The sequence below is a fragment of the Pseudidiomarina indica genome (assembly GCF_900104245.1).
GTDB lineage: Bacteria > Pseudomonadota > Gammaproteobacteria > Enterobacterales > Alteromonadaceae > Pseudidiomarina > Pseudidiomarina indica.
In genome coordinates, this window is record NZ_FMXN01000008.1 from 89914 (window position 1) to 111162 (window position 21249).

Annotated in this window: 16 protein-coding genes; 11 read left to right on the forward strand and 5 right to left on the reverse strand. The window is 50.8% G+C overall.

The features are described from left to right. Positions 1-37: 37 nt before the first annotated feature. The 3 genes from typA to BLP64_RS07825 all read right to left on the reverse strand — a co-directional run bounded on the left by typA (position 38) and on the right by BLP64_RS07825 (position 5469). Positions 38-1879: a translational GTPase TypA gene (typA, locus tag BLP64_RS07815; RefSeq protein ID WP_092593460.1), complete on the reverse strand. Its 1842-nt coding sequence runs from the start codon at positions 1877-1879 to the stop codon at positions 38-40. A 92-nt stretch (positions 1880-1971) separates the two neighbouring features. Continuing rightward, positions 1972-3018 (reverse strand): CNNM domain-containing protein, encoded by a 1047-nt coding sequence (locus BLP64_RS07820; RefSeq protein ID WP_092593406.1) that lies wholly within the window; start codon positions 3016-3018, stop codon positions 1972-1974. A 111-nt stretch (positions 3019-3129) separates the two neighbouring features. Further along, positions 3130-5469: a TonB-dependent receptor domain-containing protein gene (locus BLP64_RS07825; RefSeq protein WP_092593408.1), complete on the reverse strand. Its 2340-nt coding sequence runs from the start codon at positions 5467-5469 to the stop codon at positions 3130-3132. A 128-nt stretch (positions 5470-5597) separates the two neighbouring features. Between BLP64_RS07825 and BLP64_RS07830 the strand changes: the two genes are divergently transcribed. The 11 genes from BLP64_RS07830 to BLP64_RS07880 all read left to right on the forward strand — a co-directional run bounded on the left by BLP64_RS07830 (position 5598) and on the right by BLP64_RS07880 (position 19272). Next, on the forward strand, positions 5598-6713 hold the full coding sequence (locus BLP64_RS07830) for a PepSY-associated TM helix domain-containing protein (protein WP_092593410.1): 1116 nt from the start codon (positions 5598-5600) through the stop codon (positions 6711-6713). A 17-nt stretch (positions 6714-6730) separates the two neighbouring features. Then, positions 6731-7546 (forward strand): DUF4198 domain-containing protein, encoded by an 816-nt coding sequence (locus tag BLP64_RS07835; protein WP_092593412.1) that lies wholly within the window; start codon positions 6731-6733, stop codon positions 7544-7546. A gap of 120 nt (positions 7547-7666) precedes the next feature. After that, a complete protein-coding gene (locus BLP64_RS07840; RefSeq protein ID WP_092593414.1) occupies positions 7667-8641 on the forward strand; it encodes an efflux RND transporter periplasmic adaptor subunit in 975 nt (324 codons plus the stop codon). Continuing rightward, on the forward strand, positions 8631-11759 hold the full coding sequence (locus BLP64_RS07845) for an efflux RND transporter permease subunit (RefSeq protein ID WP_092593416.1): 3129 nt from the start codon (positions 8631-8633) through the stop codon (positions 11757-11759). The genes BLP64_RS07840 and BLP64_RS07845 overlap by 11 nt, the downstream gene beginning before the upstream one ends. Positions 11760-11914: 155 nt before the next feature. Further along, positions 11915-13327 (forward strand): glutamate--ammonia ligase, encoded by a 1413-nt coding sequence (gene glnA / locus BLP64_RS07850; protein ID WP_092593418.1) that lies wholly within the window; start codon positions 11915-11917, stop codon positions 13325-13327. Positions 13328-13359: 32 nt separating this feature from the next. Next, the gene (locus BLP64_RS07855) at positions 13360-13566 is read left to right on the forward strand and encodes a hypothetical protein (RefSeq protein WP_143001080.1); all 207 of its coding nucleotides are present in this window, start codon (positions 13360-13362) and stop codon (positions 13564-13566) included. A gap of 34 nt (positions 13567-13600) precedes the next feature. Then, on the forward strand, positions 13601-14698 hold the full coding sequence (gene glnL / locus BLP64_RS07860; RefSeq protein ID WP_233340131.1) for a nitrogen regulation protein NR(II): 1098 nt from the start codon (positions 13601-13603) through the stop codon (positions 14696-14698). Beyond that, positions 14695-16086: a nitrogen regulation protein NR(I) gene (gene ntrC, locus BLP64_RS07865; protein WP_092593424.1), complete on the forward strand. Its 1392-nt coding sequence runs from the start codon at positions 14695-14697 to the stop codon at positions 16084-16086. Before glnL ends, ntrC begins: the two co-directional genes overlap by 4 nt. Before the next feature lie 118 nt (positions 16087-16204). After that, on the forward strand, positions 16205-16882 hold the full coding sequence (locus BLP64_RS07870; RefSeq protein ID WP_092593426.1) for a response regulator transcription factor: 678 nt from the start codon (positions 16205-16207) through the stop codon (positions 16880-16882). A 13-nt stretch (positions 16883-16895) separates the two neighbouring features. Next, positions 16896-18302, forward strand: coding sequence for a sensor histidine kinase (locus BLP64_RS07875; RefSeq protein WP_233340132.1), 1407 nt, complete (start codon positions 16896-16898; stop codon positions 18300-18302). After that, a complete protein-coding gene (locus tag BLP64_RS07880; RefSeq protein WP_092593430.1) occupies positions 18277-19272 on the forward strand; it encodes an alpha/beta fold hydrolase in 996 nt (331 codons plus the stop codon). The genes BLP64_RS07875 and BLP64_RS07880 overlap by 26 nt, the downstream gene beginning before the upstream one ends. Here the strand turns inward: BLP64_RS07880 and BLP64_RS07885 are convergent. Then, entirely contained in the window at positions 19269-19733 is a 465-nt protein-coding gene (locus BLP64_RS07885; protein ID WP_092593432.1) for a tRNA (cytidine(34)-2'-O)-methyltransferase, read from the reverse strand. The two genes, BLP64_RS07880 and BLP64_RS07885, sit on opposite strands and share 4 nt — an antisense overlap. Next, entirely contained in the window at positions 19733-21115 is a 1383-nt protein-coding gene (locus tag BLP64_RS07890; protein WP_176754949.1) for a type 2 periplasmic-binding domain-containing protein, read from the reverse strand. Before BLP64_RS07890 ends, BLP64_RS07885 begins: the two co-directional genes overlap by 1 nt. Positions 21116-21249 lie beyond the last annotated feature (134 nt).

The following is a 21249-nucleotide window of genomic DNA, read 5'->3' on the forward strand; positions in this document are numbered from 1 at the left end:
AGAAGTTCTCCGCAACGGGTGAGCACCAAGAACTACATTAGCCTTCGTCTTTTGAACGGCTGGCGCGTTTCCGCTCGTTCTCAGTCAGTAAACGCTTACGGATCCGAATCGATTTTGGTGTGATTTCAACTAATTCATCATCATCGATAAACTCAAGCGCTTGCTCCAATGACATCCGAATAGGAGGTGTCAGCAACAAGGCCTCGTCACTTCCTGCCGCACGAATGTTAGTCAACTGCTTCCCTTTCAAACAGTTCACCGTAAGGTCATTCGACCGGCTATGAATACCAATGACCATGCCTTCGTATACTTCATCCGCATGACCAATCATGAGGCGGCCACGCTCTTGCAAGTTGAAGAGTGCGTAAGCTAACGCCTTACCTTGAGCATTGGAAATGAGTACGCCGTTATTGCGCTGACCAATGTTACCGCCTTTGTACGGGCCGTAGTGGTCAAAGCTGTGGTACATCAAGCCTGTGCCTGAGGATAAGGTCATGAACTCAGTTTGGAAACCAATTAAGCCGCGGCTTGGAATAACAAAATCAATGCGCACTCGGCCTTTACCGTCGGGGGTCATGTTCGACATTTCAGCTTTCCGTAACCCCAGTTTTTCCATAATGGGGCCTTGGTGTTGCTCTTCGATATCGATGGTGAGGTTTTCGTACGGTTCCTCTTTAACGCCATCCACTTCACGCAGAATTACTTCTGGACGTGATACCGCTAACTCGAACCCTTCACGACGCATGTTTTCAATCAGTACGCCTAAGTGTAGTTCGCCGCGACCGGAGACGCGGAAGCGATCCGGGTGACCTGTTTCTTCAACCCGTAACGCAACGTTATGCTTCAGCTCTTGCTGTAAGCGCTCAAGGATTTGGCGTGAGGTGACAAATTTCCCTTCTTTTCCGGCAAACGGAGAGGTGTTTACTTGGAAGGTCATGGTCACTGTTGGCTCGTCAACGGATAACGGTGGTAATGCTTCCACCGCACCGGCGGCACACACTGTGTCCGAAATTTTTAGCTCACCCAATCCAGTAATAGCAATAATATCCCCGGCACTGGCAGTTTCAGTTTCGATCCGTTCCAAGCCTAAATAGCCATAGATTTGACCCACTTTGCCGTTGCGTTGTTGGCCATCGACGCCAACCACAGTGACCGCTTGGTTCAATTTAACCGAGCCACGTTTGATACGGCCGATGCCGATAATTCCTACATAGCTGGAGTAGTCCAGCTGAGAAATTTGCATCTGTAATGGACCATCGCGGTCGGCATCAGGAGACGATACCTTGTCGATAATGGTCTCAAACAGCGCATCAAGGTTATCGGTGACTTCATTGTAGTCGTAGGTGGCCCAGCCGTTCAGTGCGGATGCATAGACAATTGGGAAATCAAGTTGCTCATCGGTGGCGCCAAGATTGTCGAACAAGTCAAACACTTGGTCGATCACCCAATCTGGACGGGCGCCAGGACGGTCAATTTTATTCACCACAACAATGGGTTTTAAGCCATGGGCAAACGCTTTTTGGGTGACGAAACGAGTTTGCGGCATCGGGCCATCCACTGCGTCAACCACGAGTAACACTGAGTCTGCCATGGAAAGAACGCGCTCAACTTCACCACCAAAGTCAGCGTGCCCTGGGGTGTCTAGAATATTGATGCGGTAATCTTTGTAATTAACGGCAGTGTTTTTTGCCAAGATAGTGATACCACGTTCTTTCTCAAGTTCATCTGAGTCCATGACACGGTCTTCAAGGCCTACTCGGCTTTCGAGGGTTCCTGAGTTCTTTAACAGGGAATCTACGAGAGTGGTTTTGCCATGGTCTACGTGCGCAATGATCGCAATATTGCGCAGCTTGGAAAGTTCAGTCGCTTGGATAGTCATTAATAAAGCCTGTAACAAACACGAGGGAATGGCGGAATGTGCCGCCATTGATGAAAATAGCGGCACATTATACGAGTTTTAGGGGTTTTCTGCTACTTTTTTTCCTGCGCAGCTTGGGCTTCAGCAGTAGCAGCTTGGTTGAGGCGTTTGTCCCAACGCTGTTGAGCGTAGCGACGTAGGCTTGGAATGGTATCTGTTTCGTCCATGATGGGTTGCCCCAAAATGGTTTCAATAATGTCTTCCAGCGTGATCACACCCATCCAGGTGCCATGCTCGTCAAACACCAAGGCCATGTGCTGACGTTTTTCTAAGAACAACCGCAACACTTGCTCGATATTGACTGTTTCTGAGACCACTTCGGTCTCGCGCGCGAGCTCCAAAATAGTGCTGGACTTGTCGGCTTCCCACAGCTCATTGCGCAACACAATCCCGTGTGGAACTTCATCGGCGTCAATGATTGGGAATCGTGAATAAGGCAGCTGCTTGGCACGCTGTAAAAACTCATCGACCGTCTCTTCTGGGCGAACCGATTCACAGACGGTGCGAGGGGTCATCACGTCGCGTACGCGCACGTTATGCAAATCTAACACGTTGCCAATCACACGGCGTTCTTCTGGATCGATAATTTGCTGTTCGTGCCCGAGCGTTGCAAGTGCCTTAATTTCTGAACGCACATCCACGTATTCAGCTCCACCAATGCGCTTGGTGATTTGATCCGATAACCAAACAAATGGCCGCAGGATGTTGATCATGACGTTTAAGGTGGCCGGCAGAATCGGAGCCAACTCACGCCAGAATTTTGCTCCAATGGTTTTGGGTAAAATTTCAGAGAATACGAGGATTAACACGGTCATGACTGCCGAAGCGAGGGCCAAGTAGCCATCGCCAAAAACCACCCCAACTTGAGCACCGACTCCTGCTGCACCAGCAGTGTGGGCAACTGTATTCAGCGTCAATATGGCAGCCAATGGCCGGTCAATATTGGTTTTCAATTGCTGCAAACGCGCATGAAGCTTAGGCCGCTGTTCTTTTAGCTGGGCAATATAGCTAGGCGTAATGGAAAGTAGAGCTGCTTCTAAAATCGAGCAAATGAATGAAACTGCAATTGCAGTAATCGCAAATACAATGAGAAGTATCATGGGTTAATAAAGTAGCCGAAACAGCTTCTATTTTGGCAGACTATCTTTGTTTACACAACAAAAAAAGCCGCTCGAAAAGAGCGGCTTTGGAAGGCTAATTTATTAGATAAATTAGAAGCTATAGTTAGCGGAGAACCAGAAGCTACGAGCGCGTTCAGCCGTGTTGTAGTCCGGTGAACATAAGTACTCGACTTCGTTCTCCGCCAGCAAGCAGCTACGGCTTGATAAGTCAGTATCTAGCAAGTTGTTGATCCGAGCACGGAGCGTCCAAGCGTCATTGACACGGTAGGTCGCACCCAAGTGCATTAACTCATACGACTTGTAATACTCAGACACAGTTTCTGGACCTTCTGGACCCATCACGTTCGCGGTACCACGGAAGCGTTCGCCACGAATTTCAGCACGTAAGTCTAAGCTTAAACGATCCGTGACCAAGTAGGTGAGTGACGCGTTCGCCATGTGGCGTGGGGTGTTCACCAAAGGCAAGCCTTTGTCGGCACCACTGCGCACTTCACTGTCAGTAAAGGTGTAGTTTGCTGTGACCGTCCACGCATCATTGATATCGTACGCAGAGTAGACCTCAACCCCTTGGGTGACTGCTTTGTCGACGTTCGCTAACTGGCTGAAATAGTCATAGCCTAAATCCAACCAACCTTCACCGATATCTACACAAGGCTGACCTGGGTTTGCGATCTCACAGTTCGGCGCTGTATCTTGGTTGATGATTTTGTCATCAAATTCGTTGTAGAACACGGTGAGGTTAGCGGTGAAATTGGTTGCGTTGTCGTAATACACCGCAGCTTCATAGTTAATACTGGTTTCTGGTTGCAGATCTGGCGTACCTACCATCGGAATCACACCTTGACGACCGAAACCGGTAATCCCAGGGAATAAATCGTTTGGCTTCGGTGCTTTATAACCGGTGCTCACGCCCCCTTTCACGGTCCAATCAGGTGAGATGGTGTAGTTCAGGTAGACCCGCGGACTCCATTGGCCACCGAAAATGTTGTGGTGGTCATAACGAGCACCAGCGGTGACGGTTAAATCATCGGTTGCGTCGTAGCTGGTTTCAGCAAACACTGCAACTTGACGGTGATCTTGCGTGGTTCCTTCTAGGTAATCTTCGCCATAGAAACCGAACACACCATCTTCCATCGAAACGTCAAAATATTGACCGCCCAATACAACTTTGCTGCGGGCAAAGTTCATTTCAAAGGAGGTGTCATAAATCCAGTTGGTGAGTTCCAACGGACGATTTGGACGAGGTAAAAAGTTCGCTTCAATTTCTGCGCGAATGGCGTCGGTTAATTCCGGCTTACTCTTACCTTGATCTAAAACGGCTTGATCCCAGAGTGCTTGGAATGCAATACGTTCATTCAGTGACAATGGCAATGAACGTCCTAAGTTTTCACTCACGCTATGGGTAATGCTGTTGCGCCAGGTACCCAAGTCAAAGTTACCGACGTGCGACAGCACCAATTGTTCCCGTTGTACGCGTTGGTAGGCAGAGTAACCAACCCGAGGCTCAACTAAGCCACCGCCGCCGGCACGCCACATGTTATCTGGTGAATCGAGGGTTCCCACTTGGCTTTTCGTGTTGTCATAACGTTGCTTGGCAAGGTCGTAGCTTAATGAAAAGCGCTGCTTATCGTTCCAGCTGTAATCTAAGGTTGCGCCATAGTTCCACGATTTACCGCCAACAATTTTACGGTCACCGAAGCTGCCGGAATCTTTCCACGTGCTGCCATCTGGTAATGGTAATTCGGTGACATAGCCTGGCTCGCTTGGCTCACGGAAATAGCCACTGCCGCGTAACGCGACCGAGAGGTTTTCGGTGATTGGACCGGTGACATAAAAATCAACTTTCTGGTCGTTACCGTACTGGTTATCTTCTTGCACCGTCCCTGCAACTGAAACGTCGCCCATCCAACGGTCTAAGGCACGGCGAGTGATGATGTTAACCACCCCACCAATGGCGTCAGTGCCGTATAAGGTCGACATGGGGCCGCGGACGACTTCAATTCGTTCGATAGCAGCCAAGGGTGGCATATACATATATTGGCTGTTGCCGAAGTTATTTGGGCCGATATCACCGGTATCATTTTGACGTCGACCGTCAATCAACACCAACGTATACTCGGCTGGCAGGCCACGCATGGTAATGGAGAGGTTGCCGTTTTTGTCTTGGCCTGCGCCAACGTCAACCCCTTCAATATCACGTAACGCTTCTGCTAAGCCTGAATAGGGTTTCATGGCTAAGTCGTCACGGGTAACGACGGTGACGCTCGCAGGGGCGTCGATTACTTTAGTCTCGTAACCCGCTGCAGTAACAACAATACGCTCAATGCGCTTGGTGACATCCATATCGGGCTCTTCAACTGGTTGTGCGTGAGCAGCTACCCATGGAGCAGCGAGCAGTGCCAGTGTGATTTTTGAAAGGCGAGCGTTCATTGATTCTCCTTAATACTTCTGGTTTTAGCGAGACGTTGAATAAGTTGTTGCAAATGATAATGGGTATCATTTATCATGTAAATACCTAAATGATAATTATTCTCAAATGGTTTATTTGGATGTAATTTATGACTCGGACGAGGGTGCAATCACGTCGGAAAAGTGGCTGGCGTGACATCAAAGCATGGCACTGGATTAGTTCTGCAATTTGTTTAACTGCGACATTATTATTTGCGATAACAGGGATCACGTTGAACCATGCGAACTTGGTTGAAGCACAACCCGTTAAACAGGTGATTGAAGCGCAACTCCCTGATTCTGTGCTAGAGGAGCTGCAGCACCGTCAGCAGCAATTGCTCAGCGAGCAAACCATGGCGGAAGGGCCTCTACCAGCGGCATTCACGGCTTGGTATACGCAAGAGTTTGAGCAATCCCTCGCGCGTGCCCAGCTAGCACAATGGGATAATTTTGAGGCTTATGTAGGAATGCCGCGTGCTGGCGGCGACCGTTGGTTTCGCATTGATTTAGAAACCGGTGAGTTCTATTTAGAAGATCTCGATCGAGGTTGGATTGCCTATTTCAACGATTTACATAAGGGCCGCAATACCGGTTTTTTCTGGGTATTGATGCTGGATTTATTGGCTGTGATGATGGTGGTGTTTACCGTGACAGGACTTATCTTATTAAAGCGTTATGCGAAAGGCCGTAAGAGTACATGGCCGTTGGTGTTAGCAGGGATTATCATTCCTTGGTTGGTGTTGTTGGTGCCAGCCCATGCACAAGATGCGCAGCCGCGCGCACAGTTGGAGCTCACCATTCCTGAATTGAATGTGGCTGAATACCATCGCCCTTATATCGCGATTTGGTTAGCGGATGAGCGTCACCAGCGAGTGTTGGATTTAGCCGTATGGTACGACTTAAAGTTGGCCAATAAAGAAGGCGAAAAGTGGCTGAAAGATATGCGCCAATGGTGGCGTCGTAGTGGCCGTATGGCAACACTCCCAATTGATGGGGTAACCGGTGCAACACGTCGTCCGGGCACCCATGATGTTCCATTCCCGCAGTTAGTTGAACAATTAAAGCAGCTTCCTGCGGGGCAATACAGTCTTAATGTTGAAGCGGCGCGAGAAGTAGGTGGCCGAGAGCATTTGCAGCTGCCGTTGACATTGCCCTTGCAGTTACCGCTGGTTGCTGAAGTGAGTGGCCAGTACGAGCTGGGTACCATTCGCCTGACAATTCAATAAACAGAAGGATTTCACTGATGAAAAAATTAACGACCGTTGCTGCACTCGTTGCGTTAACCTTTGCCACGGCTGCTGACGCACACCGTGCGTGGATTAAGCCAGACGCTACCGTGCTTTCTAAAGAAAATGCGTGGGTGACTTTCGACGCAGTGGTATCCAACGAGATCTTTGCGCGTGACCACGTTGCATTTCGCTTAGATGGCATTACTGCGTACGCACCCGATGGTTCTGAGATGGCGTTAGAAAATACGCACACCGGACGCTTACGCTCCGTTTTTGATTTACAACTGACCCAGCAAGGCACATACAAAATTGCCTTAGCAAGCACTGCGTTGCAAGCGCGTTGGGTGGATGAGAACGGTGACCGCAAAATGTGGCCAGGCCGTGGCGTGACGCCAAAGCCAGGTGATTTCGAGCGCATGGTGCCTAAGCAAGCGAAAGACTTAGTTGTATCTGAAGTGTCTCGTCGTGTGGAAACCTACGTGACCAACGGTGCTCCTACCGACACAGTCTTAGCACCGACGAATCGTGGTTTTGAATTAACTCCAATGGTTCACCCAAATGACCTTTATGCTGAAGAAAGTGCCCAGTTCAAGTTAACGTACAATGGCGAACCTGCGGTGGGCGCTGAGGTAACCGTTATTAAAGATGGTATGCGCTACCGTGATCAGCAAGGCGAAATCATCGTCCACAGTGATAACAACGGTGAGTTTGAAATCACTTGGCCTGAAAGCGGTCAATACTTCATGGAAATCAGCTACCAAGACGACCAAGGCAAGGCACCAGCCACCGTTCGCCGAGGCAGCTACTCAGGCGTGTTTGAAGTACTTTAGTTGATTGCGAAATAAAGATGCATCCCACTGATAAGTGATCTATAATTTAGCAAAGTGCGAAATATCTAAATTTTCACCGGGCTGGTTGCTGTTACCGGCCCGTATCAGTGAGGTGCCATCATGCTTGGTTCTTATCGGCTTATCGCCGCTCGTATAACGCTACTGATTAGCGTTATGCTCCCTTCGTTTGGTGCGGCTGCTCAGGCTGCAAGCCATTCCATTCAAATCACCGAAATCAAAGAGTTTATTCAATTACAAGGGCTGGTTGAGGCTGCTCAACAAGCAACCGTTTCGGCGCAAGTTGCTGGGCGCGTCAATCAAGTTCTGGTGGATGTTGGAGAAGAAGTCGCGGCAGGCAGCCCAATTGTGACCATTACTGCGTTGGAACATGATCATGCTGTTTCACAAGCGCAGGCGGAGGTGGCTGCATGGCAGGTAACCTTTGACTTGGAAGCCCAAGAACTAGCGCGTATCAGTCGGTTGACGGAGCAGGGCTTAGCCTCCACCGCTGATTTGGATCGGGCGAAAACTCGCTTCGATCATGCCCAAGCGCAATTGCAAGGAGCGCAAGCGGCGCTGGCTAGTCGTCAAGAACAGCTCAGTTATACGGTCGTGAAAGCCCCCTATTCTGGTATTGTCAGTGCGCGCTGGGTTGAGCCGGGGGAGTTGGTACAACCGGGCACGCCCTTAATGTCTGGTTTTTCGCCCCATCACTTGCGAGTTCATGTGGATATACCCAGCAGCTATGGCGCTTTTGTCAAAGCGCATCAGCAGGCTTGGGTGCATGATGCTGAGCTGGCACGGGTGACCTTATTCCCAACCATTGATAGTGCTTCGGGCACTCTTCGCTTGCGCTTAGACGTGGCGGCAGGAAGTGACTTGATCCCTGGTCAGTGGGTGCCCGTGCGGGTGCAAGTGGCGGCCCATTCAGGCATTCAGATCCCGCGGCAAGCGGTGCAGCAGCGTGGTGAACTACAGCTGGTGAAAATTAAGGATCACGGCTGGCGTGCGGTGCGCCTCGGTACGCAGGAAGGCGATTGGGTGGAAATCATTAGTGGGTTGCAAGCGGGTGAGGTGATTGAATATGAACACTAACCGCTTCGGTATTGCAGGTCGCATGGCGGCGTGGGGCGAGCGTTCCCGATTAACGCCTTTATTAGCATTGGTTGGATTACTGCTCGGGCTCATTGCCGCGCTGATCACGCCCCGTGAAGAAGAGCCCCAAATTGATGTTACGATGGTTGACGTGGCCGTTCGTTACCCCGGCGCATCAGTCACCCAGGTTGCAGATCAACTGACCACGCCACTGGAACAACACCTCGCTAAAATGCAGGGCATTAAACATGTTTACTCCGTATCGAACCCCGGCCATGCGTTGGTGACGGTGCAATTTGACGTGGGCGTGCCCCGCCACGATGCTTTGGCTGAATTGTTTGATACCGTCAGCAGCTGGCAGGCACAGCACCCGCAGTTTACCCAACCCATCGTGAATGCTCGAGGCATCGATGACGTGCCGATTCTGGCACTCACCGTGACTGCAAATGAACACCACCTTAACGATGTGGCCGATACCCTCATTGCACCTTTGCAAAACGTCCCCGGGGTACGACAGGTGGAGATATTGGGGGCTGAGCTTGATCAGGTGACGGTGATTTTAGACACCGCGACGTTGAGCCGAGTGGGGTTGGACTTAACTCAGGTAGCACAAGCGCTGCGGCAGCACAACTATAGTGCTCATGCCGGTTATCGTTTAGCGCAAGGGCAGCAAATTAACGTTCAGGTGGGCGGGTTCATTGACAGCGTTGCCCAACTGCGACAGCTTGTTTTAACCACCCATGCAGGAAAACCCGTGCGCTTAGAACAAGTGGCCACAATTCAGGAAGGTACTCCGGTTGCCTCTCGCTACGTTTGGCAGAGAAAGGCCGGCGCCGATGCTGAGCCTGCATTAACGCTGACCATTACTAAAAAACCCGGGGAAAACGCGGTGACAGTGGCGGCCGCTGTATTGGAGCGGTTAAACACCATCCAACAGCAGTGGTTACCAGATGATGTTGAGATCACGGTCACCCGTAATTATGGGCAAAGTGCGGATGAAAAAGCGTCAACGTTAATCCAAAAACTTATTTTCGCCACCGGCTCAGTCATGGTGTTAGTGCTGTTTACGCTGGGACGGCGTGAAGCAGCAGTGGTCGGCGTGGCAGTGGTGCTGACGCTGGCCATGACCTTATTTGCTTCACTGATGTGGGGCTTTACCCTCAACCGTGTTTCTCTGTTTGCGCTGATTTTTTCCATTGGGATTTTGGTCGATGATGCCATTGTGGTGGTGGAAAACATTCACCGTCATCTGGCCGCAGGGGAGTCCTTAAAAACCATCATTCCGCGTGCTGTGGATGAAGTGGGAGGACCCACCATATTGGCTACCTTCACGGTGATTGCTGCATTGCTGCCCATGGCATTTGTGAGCGGGCTGATGGGGCCTTATATGAGCCCCATCCCCATTAACGCATCGATGGGCATGTTGTTGTCGCTATTGATTGCGTTGACCGTGACACCTTGGTTGGCACAGCGTTGGCTGCGGGTGGGTGGGACGGAGCAATCGCACTCCCGTGATCAGCGCCTGCGAGGTTGGTATCAACGGCTGATGACACCATTGCTGCAGTCGCGCCGACGTCGTTATGGCATGGGCGCAGGATTGATTGCGCTGATTGCGATAGCAATGCTGTTGGTTGGCTGGCAAGCGGTGATCTTGAAAATGCTGCCCTTTGATAACAAAAGTGAACTCAAGTTGGTGGTCGATATGCCCGAAGGGACCCCCCTTGAGCAAACCAATGCCACCCTCATGCAGTTGGCGATTGCTTTGGATAGTGTCGAGGAAGTGATCGGCACCCAAATATATGCGGGGACCGCTTCACCTATTGGCTTTAATGGGTTGGTGCGGCAGTACTATTTGCGTGAAGCCTCTCATTTAGGAGATATTCAAGTGACCCTGGCGCATGCGCGCGAGCGTTCCCGCAGCAGTCATGAGATTGCGCGTGCAATTCGTCCTTTGCTGCAACCCATTGCGGAGGCAGCTGGCGCCACCTTAAAAGTGGTGGAGGTTCCACCTGGACCGCCGGTGTTAGCCCCGATTGTTGCAGAAGTCTATGGGCCAACGGTTGCCATGCGTGAACAAGCAGCACGCACGGTCCTCGCCCAGTTTGGCGAGGTGGATGGCATTGTGGATCAAGACACCACCTTAGTCAGTGATGCGGTGGAAGAGGTTTGGGCAATTCAACGGGAACGAGCGGCACAGTTAGGGGTGAGTGCGGCGCAAGTGGCGCAGGTGGTAGAAACGGCACTGGCAGGCGTTGCCATCACACATATTGCGGAGCCGGGGCAGTTACACCCGACCCCGGTGATTGTCAGATTGCCTCCTAGCTGGCAGGGGCAACTATCCCAATTGCAAAGCTTAACCGTCACCAGTGACACCACGGGGGCAGCCATTCCAATTGCAGAGCTGTTAGAGCGTCAAACCCGCCCTGTCGCGCAGCCCATTTATCATAAGGATTTGCGCCCTGTGATTTACGTCACGGGTGATATGGCGGGACAGAATGACAGCCCACTGTATGGTTTGTTTGGTGTTGCGGGCCAGCTTGAGCTTCCGCAAAGTTATATCGCACAGCCGAATTTATGGGATCAAGCCGCGATCAAATGGGATGGCGAGTGGCAAATCACTTACGAAACATTCCGCGATATGGGAATTGCTTATGCGGTGGGGCTATTTTTAATTTATCTGTTGGTGGTCGCGCACTTTGGGAGCTATCGGACACCCTTGGTCATTATGGCGCCGATTCCCTTAACGCTGATTGGTATTTTGCCGGGGCATGCTTTGCTCAATGCACAGTTCACGGCCACGTCCATGATTGGCATGATTGCACTGGCCGGTATTATTGTGCGGAACTCGATTTTGTTGGTGGATTTTATTCAAGCGGCAGTGGATGCAGGCGAACCATTGGAAGAAGCGGTGATTGAAGCAGCAACAGTACGGACAAAACCAATCATTCTTACGGCACTTGCGGCGATGTTAGGAGCTTTCTTTATTTTGGATGATCCTATCTTTAATGGCTTAGCCATTAGTTTAGTGTTCGGCTTGGCGGTGTCGACCTTACTCACCTTGATTGTGATTCCGCAACTTTATGCGGCACAACTGAGACGCACTTTACAGGTGCAATAAAATGCACTATAATGGTGCATGCTCGTGGTGTAGTCAGGTCCGGATTTTATGGAATTTGATTAACCTAATGAAATAAAAGCAAAAATTAAAACTGGCATTATTTTTGCTTGGTATGGATAGAAGACATTCATTCCTTATCTCGACCGGAGAATCCAATGAAGACACCACAAGACGTTATGGCCCACATTGAAGAACACGATGTGAAATTTGTCGATTTACGCTTTACTGACACTAAAGGCAAGGAACACCACCTGACCATTCCAGTGTCCCAAATCGACGAAGAGTTCTTTGAAGCAGGCAAAATGTTTGATGGTTCCTCCATGAATGGTTGGAAAGGAATCAACGAATCTGACATGGTGCTGATGCCAGACTGCAACTCCATGGTGCTCGACCCCTTTACGGATGAAGTCACGCTGAATATTGTGTGTGACATTCTCGAGCCAGATACAATGCAAGGTTACGATCGTGACCCGCGCTCAATAGCGCGTCGTGCTGAACAATATCTACAAAGTACCGGAATTGGTGATACCGCCTTGTTCGGCCCTGAACCAGAATTTTTCTTGTTCAATGACGTTCGCTTCCACACCGATATGAGCGGTAGCTTTTATAAAATTGAAGCGGACGAAGCAAAATGGAACTCAGGCAAAGTTTACGAAGGGGGTAACTTAGCCCACCGCCCTGCAGTGAAAGGGGGTTATTCGCCAGTCCCTCCAGTGGACTCAGCCCACGATATCCGTGGCACTATGAGTACCGTGATGGAAGATATGGGCTTGGTGGTTGAAGCGCATCACCATGAAGTGGGAACGGCCGGCCAGAACGAAGTGGCTACCCGTTTTAACACCTTGGTGAAAAAAGCAGACGAAATTCAAATATACAAGTATGTGGTGCACAACGTTGCACATTCATATGGCATGACCGCAACCTTTATGCCGAAACCTTTGGTGGGTGATAATGGTTCTGGCATGCACGTACACATGTCCATCAGTAAAGATGGGCAAAACTTGTTCGCGGGCGATCAGTATGGTGGCTTGAGCGAAACTGCGTTGTATTACATTGGCGGCATCATTAAGCACGCACGCGCCCTGAATGCCTTCTGTAATCCAGCGACGAACTCGTACAAGCGGCTTGTCCCAGGCTTTGAAGCCCCAGTCATACTGGCCTATTCGGCTCGTAATCGTTCGGCATCCATTCGGATTCCAGTGGTTGCAAGTACCCGAGCGCGCCGCATTGAAGTGCGTTTCCCAGATCCAGCAGCAAACCCGTATTTATGTTTTGCGGCGTTGCTGATGGCTGGCCTTGATGGAATCAAGAACAAGATCCACCCAGGTGATGCTATGGATAAGGATCTGTACGACTTGCCACCGGAAGAGGCGAAGGAAATTCCAACGGTCTGCCACTCGCTAGAAATGGCGCTAGAAGCGTTGGATAACGACCGCGAGTTTTTGAAAGCGGGCGGTGTTTTTACGGATGATATGATTGATGCATATATTAAGCTGCGTCATGCCGAAGTAATGCAGCTGAAAATGACCACACATCCGATTGAGTTTGATTTGTACTACAGTGTTTAATCAACTTATTTCAGTGAGGTTAGAAAGAAGCAATGAGACCCTTGGTGCTGGTTGCCGTATTACTGACATTTTTGCTCAGTATCGCTTTATTCGAAGATGATATGGGAGCGTCACAAGCGCCCCAAGTATCGACAAGCAATGAGGTTGTTTCTGAGGCTGATAAGCAGGCTCAACAACAGGCTGAATTATTAGCGCAAGAAACAGAAACAGGTTCCGTTAAGAATGGTCGTCCCGACTAATTCTAAGGTTCCCTCCACGGGTTGCACCAAAAAGGTGCAACCCGACCTTAACCAGCTCTTAACGGCCATCATTCTGCTTGATGACCAGCTTACCATTGGCTACCTGAATACTGCCGCAGAAGCCCTATTAGACGGTAGTTTAAGACGTTTTTACGGACAGCCTTTTCTCGATTTATTTCACTTTTCCAGTCTTGATTCTTTCGCGCTCCAGCAAGCTATTCGTGATCAGCAAACCATTTCTGATCGTGATGTCACCATGGTCTTGCATGATGGGCGCCGCATTACCGTTGAATATACCGCTCAGCCTTTGGCTGGTGACGGTGAACAGCCAAGCATGTTGCTAGAACTACGCCAGACCGATCAACTCGCCCGTATCCATCAAGAAACCAGCCAGCAACATCAATTGCATGCCGCTCAAAGCATGGTGCGTGGGCTGGCCCATGAAATCAAAAATCCTCTGGGGGGCCTGCGGGGCGCTGCCCAGCTCTTAGCCAGTGAACTACCAGATGCGGAGCTTCGTGAATACACCGATTTAATTATTCGCCAGGCCGATCGGCTCAGCGCGCTGGTGGACCGTATGTTGGGTTCCAACCAAATTCAGCAGCAAGCCCCCGCCAACATTCACGAACTGCTGGAGCATGTAGTGCAAGTGGTGAGCCTAGGCAATCAGCAGCCACTGCAGTGGGTAAAAGACTACGACCCCAGCTTGCCCTCGTTAACCACCGCTGCCGGACCGCTGGAACAAGTGTTGTTAAACCTGGTGGTGAATGCCTGTGATGCGCTGCGTGAAAGCCAGACTGACAACCCTACTGTAACGTTGAAAACGCGTGTGGCTCACCAGCAAACCTTGTATGGCAAACGATATCGCCAATGTGCGGTGATTGTGGTGCAAGATAATGGCCCCGGCATTGCCGATGAGATTCGCGATACCCTGTTTTATCCCATGGTGAGTGGGCGTGCGAAAGGAACCGGACTGGGGCTTTCAATCGCACAGAACATCGTGCACCAGCATGGGGGTAAAATAGAGGTGGAGTCGGAACCCGGCCTCACCGAGTTTCGTGTGTACTTACCTTATATTGAAACCCGCGTTGACGGGCCCGAACCGGATAAATTAAAAGGAAACACGCTGTGAGCGAGGTTTGGATTTTAGACGACGACAGTTCAATTCGCTGGGTACTGGAACGAGCATTTGCGCGGGTTGGAGTCACCACAGCAAGCTTCGCAGATGCGACAGCGCTGTACGCAGCCCTGGCGGCGCGACGGCCGAAAGTACTGTTAACCGATATTCGCATGCCCGGTGATGATGGCTTGGCGGTGTTACGCCGCTTGCAGCAAGACTATCCCCAAGTGGCGGTGGTGGTGATGACCGCTCATTCTGATTTAGCCTCTGCGGTGCAAGCCTTTCAAGGCGGGGCCTTTGAGTATCTAGCCAAACCCTTTGATTTAGATGAAGTGGTAGCGACCGTAAAGCGTGCTTTGATTCGAGAGCCGAACCGTGACACCGAAGCAGCCCCGCCGCCCCCTGCGTTAACAAAAGAAATTATTGGCCAAGCGCCGGCCATGCAAGATGTTTTTCGGGCCATTGGGCGGCTATCGCAATCCAACGTAACGGTACTGATTACCGGGGCGTCCGGTACTGGTAAAGAGCTGGTGGCCCATGCGTTGCACCAACACAGCCCGCGGGCAGCGCGCCCCTTTATTGCGCTCAATATGGCTGCTATTCCCGCTGACTTGATTGAATCCGAATTATTTGGTCACGAGAAAGGCGCGTTTACGGGGGCGACGCAAAAACGCCAAGGGCGCTTTGAACAAGCCCATGGGGGGACCTTGTTCTTGGATGAAATTGGCGATATGCCATTGGCCGTGCAAACACGGTTGCTACGCGTGTTAGCAGAAGGTCAGTTTTATCCGGTGGGAAGCTATCAACCGGTGCAAGTGGATGTGAGGATTATTGCTGCGACCCACCAAGATCTTGAAGAACGAGTGCGGGCTGGGGAGTTTCGCGAAGATTTATTTCATCGCTTGAATGTGATTCGGTTGCGGTTACCAAGCCTTGCCGAACGGCGTGAGGATATTCCTCAATTGGCTCAGCATTTTCTACAAGATGCCGCCAATGAACTCGGCGGGCGCGCCAAGAAACTAACCAAAGCAGCGCTGCAAGTGTTGCAACAGGCACCTTGGCCTGGCAACGTGCGGCAATTAGAAAATACCTGTCGCTGGTTAACGGTCATGGCACCCACGCAACTCGTTGATAGTGGGGATTTACCCCCTGATCTACTGGCTGAAACAGGGCACGAAAAAGATGACAATTCTGCGCAATGGATTACACTGTTAAGACACGAACTGCAGCAGCGCTGCGCGGCAGGAGATACGGAAATTCTCGCGGAACTGGTGCCAACCATTGAACGGATTGCACTGGAAGTTGCGCTGGCCCACACCAATGGACACAAGCAAAAAACCGCAGCGTTATTAGGCTGGGGCAGAAATACGGTGACCCGCAAATTAAATGAGATGAAATAGCTGGTGGCGTAAAAGTTAGGTAAATGGAGTATCAAGGTTGAGTCCTACTTTACATAATTAAGACTCATCTATTAATCGTTGTATCATCAGATACAGACGCAGGAAGGATCGGATCACCATGACAAAGTTATTACTTGTAGATGACGATGCTGAATTGAGCAGCATGTTAGAGCAAATACTCACCAAAGAAGGCTATCAACTGACCTTGGCAGCCGATGGTGAAACAGGTTTGCATCGGGCCTTAAGTGGGTCATACGATTTAATTTTGTTGGATGTGATGCTTCCCGGCATCGACGGGTTCCAGTTGTTGCAACGGTTGCGTCAACAAATGCGCAATACGCCGGTATTAATGCTCACCGCTCGTGGTGATGATGATGACCGCGTGCAAGGGCTGGAACTGGGTGCAGACGATTACTTACCGAAACCGTTTAATCCCCGCGAATTGGTTGCGCGAGTGAAAGCATTATTGCGTCGTACGCCTAACACTGCGGTGATTCCAGATCCCATTCATTATGCTGGGTTCTATGTTGACCCCATGCAAAATGAAGTACGCTGTGACGAACACGTGCTGGAGCTTACCCCAACGGAATTCGATATTCTGCGCACCTTGGTGCAAGGGCAAGGCCAAGTGGTAAGTAAAGACCAACTTTCTGTGGCTGCGTTAGGCCGGCAGTTAGCCCCGTTTGATCGCAGTTTAGACGTTCATATCAGTAATATACGGAAGAAAATCACGCATAATCCAGAACGGATTCAGACTGTCCGCGGTCGAGGTTATCGCTTGCTGCAATTAGCGTAAAGCGGTGATGCCGATGCGTTGGTACCACTCGTTAACATTACGGTTGCTGCTGCTCTTTTGGGCGTTGTTATTTGCTGTGGCAGCCAGTGGTTTCCTGTTGGCGATTTGGTCCGCACAGCCAGAAACGCCGCGGCCATTATCGCCCGAAGTGCGCGACATTTTATCGCCACTACTGACCGATCAAAGTACCTTTTCATCCCTGACTCCCGGCCGCCTGTTAGCGGGCGATTATCGTGTTGCGGCGGCCGTTACCCCAGAAGAAGGCCCGAATCGGCTGCAACTGGAGCCGAATTTAGCCAACAGCCATCGCCATGAGCTGATGCAACAACTTGATGCCGAGCAACCAGAAAAACTACGCTTGCCTAATGGCATGTTGGTGGGACCCTTTAAACTTGGCAATCAACGTATTTTATTGATCAGACCGCTGACTGCCGAAGAGCGAGAAAGTTTTCTGCAACAGGCAGAAGAAGCAGAGCATGCGCGCACCTTAGTGCTGTTATTCGGTTCGTTGCTGATTGCGATTTTGCTTGGTTTTTGGCTGGTGGTGCCACTCAAGCGCTTGACCCAGGCGACTCGTGAAATTGCCGCGGGGGCCGATCAATTATACCTGAAACGCTTACCGAAACGTACCGACGAACTCGGTGAGCTGGCGCGTGCCTTAGAAAATACCGCTCATGATCTCAAAGTTTCCCGCGATGCCCAGCGCCGCTTATTGAGTGACGTGTCGCACGAGCTTCGCTCGCCCTTGGCGCGCATGCAGGTGGCACTGATGTTGAGTTTGGACGATCAAAACGAAGTGACCAACCCGCACTTTCAGCAATTGAGCCGAGATGTGGAACGGTTGAGCACCATCATAGAACGCATTTTGTCGTTATCGCGGCTGGAAAATGGGCTGGTGAAACTGACGCCGCAACCGGTTGATACCCATCAACTGGCAAGCACCCTGGTGGCCGACTTGGCCTATGTGGATAACCATTATGGCGAGCGCTTATTGGTGCTGGACGCAGATTGGCCGGTGACCCTAACCGATGATGAGTTGCTGCGATTAGTGATTGAAAACTTGGTGCGTAATGCGCTGCAATACACCTCAGGCTTGGTGGAGCTCGATTGTGTTCGCGAAAATACGGAAACCTTTATCATTGTGGTACGTGACCATGGTGATGGCGTGCCAGAGCAACAATTGGAACAATTATTTGAGCCGTTCTTCCGTGGTGATCCATCGCGTCACCACAAGTCTGGCGTCGGCTTAGGAATGGCGCTTAGTGTGCGTGCCGCAAATGTCCTAGGTGGCTCGGTGAGTGCACGCAATCACCCTGAAGGGGGCTTAGAAATATCCATTCGACTTCCGCTGAATGAAGTGACGAACGACGACACGAATGCAGTAACGAGTGAGCATGAAGCAGACGAAACACAGGGATGATGATCCGCAATGGTTGCAGTTTTATACGCACCATATCCAGCCGTTTTGGCAGCAACATGTGAAAGTACAACAGCTTACCCGTCCTGATGGCGTGACCTTGGCTTGGTACTTATACCGCCCTGTTCACCCTAAAGCGCTGGTGGTGATTAGCCCCGGTCGCATTGAAAGTGGTGCCAAGTATCAAGAAACCTTGTGGGATTTAGCGCAAGCAGGTTATGCGGTGGCCATTATTGACCATCGCGGCCAAGGCTTATCCGAGCGACTAACCCCTAATCCTCATCAAGGGTATGTGGATAACTTTCATGATTACGTGGCCGATTTCGCCGCGATGATGCAGCAACTCAATGTGCAGTACGCGGACCTCCCAAAGTATTTGTTGGCGCATTCTATGGGGGCGACCATTGCGACCCTCTACTTGCTGCACTACCCTCACCAAATTACCCGTGCGGCGTTCAGCGCCCCCATGTTTGGGATTCAATTAGGGACTATTCAGCGGTGGGTTGCTCAACCATTGGTGCAAGCGGTGGCCGTGGTGAACCGCTGGTGTCGACCACAGCGGCCTTGGTATGTGAAAGGCGCAGGCAATTATCAAAAGCTTCCTTTCGCCAGCAATGAATTAACTCATAGTGCCGCACGCTATCAGGTGTTTCGCGAACTCTATGAGGCGCAACCACAATTGAAGGTGGGTGGCCCGACCTATCGCTGGGTGGCTGAAGCCTTTCGTGCCATTCACAAGGTGCAGCAGCAGGCCCATGAACTTAAGGTGCCCTTACTGATTCTACAGGCCGGTGGCGATACCATTGTGGATAACCAGATGCAGCAGCGCTTTTTTACCCAGCATGCGAATGCCAGCAGTCAGCTGGTGCACATTGACCATGCGAAACATGAGCTGCTAATGGAAACAGACCGTTATCGCCAACCCGCGCTGGACCAGATTTTAGCTTGGTTTCAGAGCGGGGCAGCCGATTAACTGCCGTGACTAAAGTCACATTGGCGCCAGGCCTCATAACTTACCAATGCCACCGCATTCGATAAATTCAGCGAGCGATTGTTTGGCATCATGGGAATGCGGAGGCGCATCTCGGGGGCGAGTTGAGCCATCACTTCAGGTGATAATCCACTGGTTTCAGAGCCAAATAAGAGCACATCCCCCGCTTGGTAAGCCACCTCGGTGTAGTTATGAGTGCCTTTGGTCGTAATGGCGTAAATGGCGCGGTCGCCCATGGCTTGCTTAAATGCGGCAAAGTCTTCATGGAGTTCGACCCGGCTGAGATCATGGTAATCCAACCCCGCCCGGCGGAGCTTCTTCTCTTCTAAGTCAAACCCCAGCGGTTTGATCAGGTGCAAAGTACAACCATTGTTGGCACAAAGACGGATAATATTTCCGGTGTTGGCAGCCATCACCGGTTGAAATAAGGCTATCTGAAACATCAGTGTTGGGACTCTCCGCTGGAGGGAATAATTTTGGTGATTTCACCGCTTTGAACGAGCTCCGGCAGGCGTTTGTCGAACCAATCACGGAGCATGCGGCCTTTTGGGGTGTTGTGAAATACCAACTGCAAGGGCTGGGCTTCACGTAACTCATGGATGTAATAATCGCCGTCGGACCAATCCGGTGCGGTGCCTTCGTAACTGATCACTGCCCCTACTCGGTTCATATCCAGCATGGCAAAGCAGTCGAGCACGGTGTTGGCCTGATAATAGGTTAAGCCTTCGGGCAGGAGCCGATGGTAATTATACCCGGACACATGGCAGATCGGGCGGGTTAAGGTGCCCGCTAGGCTTTCCTCCAGGTCGTCGTAGGTATTGGCATAAAGTTGTAGCGGGAAATCGTAATCGATATGCGTGCCTGAACGGATACTATCGGGAATCTCCTGGGTGGGGGACACACCAATCAGAATGTCAAAACGCTGTTCTGTAAAGCCCACCACCGAACGCTGGTAGCTATTGGTGTTTAAAATCAGCTTTTCTGAAACGGGTTGAAACACCGCCTTGAGGATTTCCCAATAGCTACCCTTGCTATTCATTTCAGCGCGCCCTTCAATTAATTTTGATGACGCGGACAATACCCCAAATTGGGGCAGTGTTGTAAATTGGTGGCGTTGTTCAAACACCACCTGACGTTGTTGGAATATTTCGCTAATCCGACCGTTATCATGCATTTTTTCTAATACGGCGTTCAACCGTGGCACTAAGTCGGCGTATTGCTCATGCAGGTAGTGGTAACCAATAAACGAAAGCAGCGGGGTGAATACCAAGTGTGGATTGTTTTGATAACCGAGTTCTTGGGCTTCAAAATCATTCAAAATGACCGCCTGAACGCGCTGATTGATAAACAATAAATTGAGTTGCTGAACATCAACAGCTTGCACGGTTGGGCGAGTAAACTGATGTTGCTTCAGCAGTTGCAGAGTGGGTTGCACGCCCCCCACGTACGCTAGGTTATTCACGTCTTGCAAGGTGCATAGCCCACACTCGCGACGGTCGCCTACTAACACCAGTTCTGAGGCAAACAGAGGGAAAGGTACTTGGATTAAGTTGGGATAATATTCGTCCAGTGATGGCACCCGCCCCATCTCCCCAGCAATGCGGCCCGCATTGGATTCGGTCAAACTGCGGTTGCGTGGCATGTCGACATAACGGAGCGTGACGCCTAACTCAGCGTAGGCTTCTTCGAGAATTTGGGCGACGGAGTCCGCCACAGGGCTTGGGTCTAATGTGCGAAACGTGAGAACGTTTTCCTGCTCAGCCGCAGCGGTGTACGCAGAAACTAACAGAGTGATCACGCTGATGAAACGAATAAGCCAAGACAAATCACGCATTCCTTTTTACAATCTAGAATAAGCTCAAACCTTTTGCAGTATAACAGGTCAAACGATGATGCAATGCATCAATCGTTGACGTTTGCGGCAAATGCCGTTAGGTTGAGCGCCTCAATTTTAGGAGT

Bases quoted from the DNA above. Each gene is read 5' to 3' on its own strand.
- BLP64_RS07880 (WP_092593430.1), top strand. From the start codon at position 18,277: ATGAAGCAGACGAAACACAGGGATGATGATCCGCAATGGTTGCAGTTT.
- BLP64_RS07845 (WP_092593416.1), top strand. From the start codon at position 8,631: ATGAACACTAACCGCTTCGGTATTGCAGGTCGCATGGCGGCGTGGGGC.
- BLP64_RS07885 (WP_092593432.1), bottom strand. From the start codon at position 19,733: ATGTTTCAGATAGCCTTATTTCAACCGGTGATGGCTGCCAACACCGGA.
- glnA (WP_092593418.1), top strand. From the start codon at position 11,915: ATGAAGACACCACAAGACGTTATGGCCCACATTGAAGAACACGATGTG.
- BLP64_RS07875 (WP_233340132.1), top strand. From the start codon at position 16,896: ATGCGTTGGTACCACTCGTTAACATTACGGTTGCTGCTGCTCTTTTGG.
- BLP64_RS07855 (WP_143001080.1), top strand. From the start codon at position 13,360: ATGAGACCCTTGGTGCTGGTTGCCGTATTACTGACATTTTTGCTCAGT.
- typA (WP_092593460.1), bottom strand. From the start codon at position 1,879: ATGACTATCCAAGCGACTGAACTTTCCAAGCTGCGCAATATTGCGATC.
- BLP64_RS07825 (WP_092593408.1), bottom strand. From the start codon at position 5,469: ATGAACGCTCGCCTTTCAAAAATCACACTGGCACTGCTCGCTGCTCCA.
- BLP64_RS07870 (WP_092593426.1), top strand. From the start codon at position 16,205: ATGACAAAGTTATTACTTGTAGATGACGATGCTGAATTGAGCAGCATG.
- BLP64_RS07830 (WP_092593410.1), top strand. From the start codon at position 5,598: ATGACTCGGACGAGGGTGCAATCACGTCGGAAAAGTGGCTGGCGTGAC.
- BLP64_RS07820 (WP_092593406.1), bottom strand. From the start codon at position 3,018: ATGATACTTCTCATTGTATTTGCGATTACTGCAATTGCAGTTTCATTC.
- BLP64_RS07835 (WP_092593412.1), top strand. From the start codon at position 6,731: ATGAAAAAATTAACGACCGTTGCTGCACTCGTTGCGTTAACCTTTGCC.
- BLP64_RS07840 (WP_092593414.1), top strand. From the start codon at position 7,667: ATGCTTGGTTCTTATCGGCTTATCGCCGCTCGTATAACGCTACTGATT.